The organism is Leeia speluncae, assembly GCF_020564625.1.
Taxonomy (GTDB): Bacteria; Pseudomonadota; Gammaproteobacteria; order Burkholderiales; family Leeiaceae; genus Leeia; species Leeia speluncae.
This window is the reverse complement of record NZ_JAJBZT010000022.1, coordinates 1-4,527: the sequence shown is the minus strand read 5'-3', so window position 1 is coordinate 4,527 and position 4,527 is coordinate 1. Positions and strand designations below refer to the sequence as shown.

Annotated in this window: 4 protein-coding genes; all 4 read left to right on the top strand. The window is 52.9% G+C overall.

Annotated features, from left to right (window positions below):
• A partial coding sequence (locus tag LIN78_RS17885; protein ID WP_227182247.1) for an FAD-dependent oxidoreductase occupies positions 1-564 on the top strand: 564 nt, incomplete at its 5' end.
• 12 nt (positions 565-576) lie between these two features.
• The gene (locus tag LIN78_RS17880) at positions 577-873 is read left to right on the top strand and encodes a sarcosine oxidase subunit delta (RefSeq protein WP_227182246.1); all 297 of its coding nucleotides are present in this window, start codon (positions 577-579) and stop codon (positions 871-873) included.
• Complete coding sequence (locus LIN78_RS17875) at positions 870-3,902, top strand: sarcosine oxidase subunit alpha family protein (protein WP_227182245.1); 3,033 nt, start codon at positions 870-872, stop codon at positions 3,900-3,902. The genes LIN78_RS17880 and LIN78_RS17875 overlap by 4 nt, the downstream gene beginning before the upstream one ends.
• On the top strand, positions 3,895-4,524 hold the full coding sequence (locus LIN78_RS17870; RefSeq protein ID WP_227182244.1) for a sarcosine oxidase subunit gamma: 630 nt from the start codon (positions 3,895-3,897) through the stop codon (positions 4,522-4,524). The genes LIN78_RS17875 and LIN78_RS17870 overlap by 8 nt, the downstream gene beginning before the upstream one ends.
• Positions 4,525-4,527: the final 3 nt, after the last annotated feature.

Below are 4,527 nucleotides of genomic sequence, written 5' to 3'. Positions count from 1 at the left end.
GCCAATCGCGTCGGTTGTGTGACCGCTGGTCACTCTTCTGTGATGGCTAAAATGGCCGGCATCCGCTTGCCAATTGAATCGCATCCGCTACAAGCGTTTGTGTCTGAATCCATGAAACCATGTATTGACACTGTTGTGATGTCAAACGCGGTACACGGCTACGTTAGCCAATCAGACAAAGGCGAATTGGTGATCGGTGCCGGTATCGATAGCTACCTAGGTTACGGCCAACGCGGTAGCCCACACATCATCGAACATACCGCTGCAGCGATTATCGAATTGTTCCCGATGTTCTCTCGTGTCCGAATGAACCGTCAGTGGGGTGGTATTGTGGACGTGTCGCCAGACGCTTGCCCAATCATCTCGAAGACCAAAGTCAAAGGACTGTACTTCAACTGCGGATGGGGTACCGGTGGTTTCAAAGCCACACCAGGATCCGGTCACGTATTTGCCCACACCATTGCCAACGACGCCCCGCATCCATTGAATGCAGCGTTCTCGATCGACCGTTTCCACACAGGTCACCTGATCGACGAACACGGCGCGGCCGCTGTGGCGCACTAAGGAGAGAACAACATGCTTCAGATTCATTGCCCGTTCTGTAACGAACTGCGAGACGAAGAAGAATACAGCTACGCTGGAGAAGCCTACATTGTGCGCCCAGCGGATCCGGAAACTGCGGACGACGAAACGTGGGGTGACTACGTGTTTATGCGTAAGAACACCAAAGGCTGGCACTGGGAACAATGGCAACACGCAGCTGGTTGCCGCAAAGTGCTCGCGGTAAAACGTAACACCGCAACTTATGAAATCGCCGGTTCTTGGACCTTGGCGGAAGGTAAGAAGATTTACACAGAGGAGAATGCGGCGTGAACCCATATCGCGTAAAGCGCGGCAGTGCCCGCATTGACTACAACCGTCCTGTCAACTTCACGTTCGACAACAAAAGCTACCAAGGCTATCACGGCGATACCTTAGCCTCTGCACTATTGGCAGAAGGCACCCGTATGATTGGCCGTAGCTTTAAATACGGACGCCCACGGGGTATTTATGGTGCCGGCGCAGAAGAGCCGAATGCACTGATGCAATTGGAATTGGGTGCATACACTGTACCGGATGCCAAAGCGACCCAAATCGAACTATACGAAGGCCTGATTGCGTCAACGACCACCGGCTGGCCATCATTGAACTTCGATGCCAAAGGCTTGTTAGGTAAATTTGGTCGCTTTATGCCACCAGGTTTCTACTACAAAACCTTCATGAAGCCAGATGGCTGGTGGCCATTCTACGAACAACTGATTCGTAAAGCTGCAGGTTACGCAGAAGCACCACGTGAAGCCGACCCAGAACATTACGATCACCTGCATCACCATGTAGACGTGATCATTGTTGGTGCGGGCGTATGTGGTATCTCTGCCGCGCTAATCGCTGCGCGTAGTGGTCTAAAAACCCTGATCATTGACGAACAAAACGAAATGGGTGGCTGGTTGCTATCTGACGCTCATCAAGTGATTGATGGCCTATCAGGTGCAGCCTGGTTAGAGAAATCACTGGCAGAACTAGATGCCTCTCCACTCGTGACGCGTCTACCACGTGCAACCGCATTTGCTTTGCACGACTACAACATGATTCAAGTGGTAGAGCAGATCCAAGATCACCTACCAATTGCTAGCCGCGAACCAGATGCGCCACGCCAACGTCTACATAACGTGCGTGCCCATCACATCGTGTTAGCGACGGGTACAATCGAACGTCCATTGGTGTTCGGTTACAACGACTTGCCAGGCGTCTTAACCAACGCCGCAGGCCAAACTTACTTAAACCGTTACGGCGTACAAGTAGGTAAAGAAATCCTGATCCAGACCAGCAACGACTACGCTTACGACACCGCACGTGATCTAGCGGAAAGTGGTGCCCGTGTTTGGTTGGCCGATACCCGTGCATTTGGTGCGTCAGCAGAACGCCAAAAGGCAGCGAAAGCCGCCGGTGCAGAACTACTATTAGGCTACGGTATTGCCAAAGCCCATGGTGGTAAGAAAGTCACTGGCGCCGATCTTGTTCGCCTAGACACTCACAGCAACAAAGTGGTTGGTCGTGGTCCACACGTCAACTGCGATGCCTTGCTATCGTCTGGTGGCCAATCACCAACCGTCCACTTGTTCTGCCACAACGGCGGCCGTCCAGTATGGGACGAAAAACGTCTCGCTTTCGTCGTGCCAGAAACAGGCCGCCCAGGCATTGCTTGTGTGGGTTCTGTGACCGGTAACTTCGTCTTGGCAGACGCGATTGCGCAAACTGGCCGTGCAATGCAAGCCGTATGTGAATCACTCGGTAAGTCAGCGGTGTTGGATCTACCAACAGCAGATTCTGCAGAAGTGGCACAAGCCCGCAAGATCTTCCGTGTACCGGATGGCAAACCAGAAGGCGAAGGCGCAAAAGCCTTTGTTGACTTCCAGAACGACGTTGACGTTGGTGGCATCTACGTCGCTGTTCGCGAAAACTTCCGCAACATCGAACACGTCAAACGCTATACCGCGCTAGGCTTTGGTACAGACCAAGGTAAGCTATCGAACGTGAACGGTTTTGCGATTGCTGCAGAAGCAATGGGTAAACCAATCTCTGAAGTAGGTACCACCACCTACCGTCCATCGTACACACCAGTGACGTTTGGCGCGCTAGCTGGCCACCTACAAGGCGACACCTTCGAACCACGCCGCTATACCGCGATCCACCCATCGCACGAAGCACGTGGTGCCAAGTACGAAGTGGTTGGCCAATGGATGCGTCCTTGGTACTTCCCACAAGGTAATGAAGACCTACATGCCGCCGTGAACCGCGAATGCGTCTCTACCCGTAACCGCGTAGGTATCATGGACGCGTCTACCCTAGGTAAGATCGACGTTCGTGGCCCGGATGCACGTGAGTTCCTCAACCGCGTGTACTCCAACGCATGGACAAAACTAGAGCCAGGTAAATGTCGTTATGGTCTGATGCTAGACGAAAACGGCATGGTAATGGACGATGGTGTGACCGCATGTATCGGTGAAAACCACTTCCACATGACCACCACCTCTGGTGGCGCCGCCAAAGTGATGGGCTGGCTAGAACGCTGGCACCAAACAGAATGGCCAGAACTAAAAGTCTGGTTCACCTCTGTCACCGATCACTGGAGCACCGTCGCGATTGTTGGCCCAGAAAGCCGCAAAGTATTAGCGAAACTGTGTAAAGACATCGACCTAAGCCCAGCCGCCTTCAAATTCATGGACGGCCGCGAAGGAACCGTTGCCGGTCTACCTGCACGCGTCTTCCGTATCAGCTTCTCAGGTGAAGTTGCCTACGAAGTAAACGTGGATGCTAGCTACGGCCAGTACCTATGGGAAGAAGTGATGAAAGCCGGTAAGGAATTCGACATCACCCCATACGGCACCGAAACCATGCACGTACTACGTGCAGAAAAAGGCTACATCATCGTTGGTCAAGACACCGACGGCTCGGTTAGTCCAATCGACCTCGGCATGGGCTGGGCAGTTGGTATGAAGAAACCATTTAGTTTCTTAGGCCGCCGCTCACTCACCCGTAGCGATACCGTACGTAAAGACCGTAAACAACTCGTGGGTCTACTACCAGAAGATCCAAACGTCGTACTAGTCGAAGGTGCGCAAATTGTGGAAGGCCCAGTGGTCGCACCAAAAGTAGGTGAGCCACCGGTTAAAATGTTTGGTCACGTGACCTCTAGCTACTACAGCGCCTTCATGGGCCGCTCGGTCGCCATGGCTGTCGTCAAAGGTGGTCTAGACCGCATGGGCGACACTGTACACGTATGGGCAGGTGGCAAGGTTCACAAAGCAACGATTGCCTCATCTGTCTTCCTAGATCCGCAAGGAGAGCGTCAAAATGGCTGAATTTAAACCTTACATGCAGTCACCCCTGCATCACTTTGACCTACCAGCGCGTGCCAGCCTAGTAAATGACACCGCCGGCATCTGGGCAAACGAACTACCACTACGTGGCTTCACCACCTTGCGTGGTGACGCTAACGATCCAGCGTTTGTGAGCGCAGTGGAAAGTACACTGAAGCAAAGCCTACCGGTGAAGCCAAGCACCTTCAGCTTTGGTCCAAGTGGCACCGTCATCTGGTTATCGCCAGACGAATGGTTGATTACCGGACCAAAAGAAAAGAACACCAGCTTGATGCAATCCCTAGAGGCAGCGCTTGGTGAGCAACACGTACAAGTGGTGGATAACTCGGGTGGCTACACCATGGTGTACCTCACCGGCAAAGAGCACGTCACCTCACTACGTCACCTAGGCGTGTATGACTTCGAAAGCATCGAACCAGGTCAAGCGATTAGCACCGTGATTAGCAAGATCAACGTCACCGTGTACCGTCATGACAACAAAGGGTTCTTTGTGATCTTCCGCCGCAGCTTTGCGGATTATGTGTGGAAGATCATAGAGCGCACAGCGAAGCCGTATGGATTTGGTGTGTGTGCGTTGTCTAGTGAGTTGGGATTGGTGGGCTAAGTT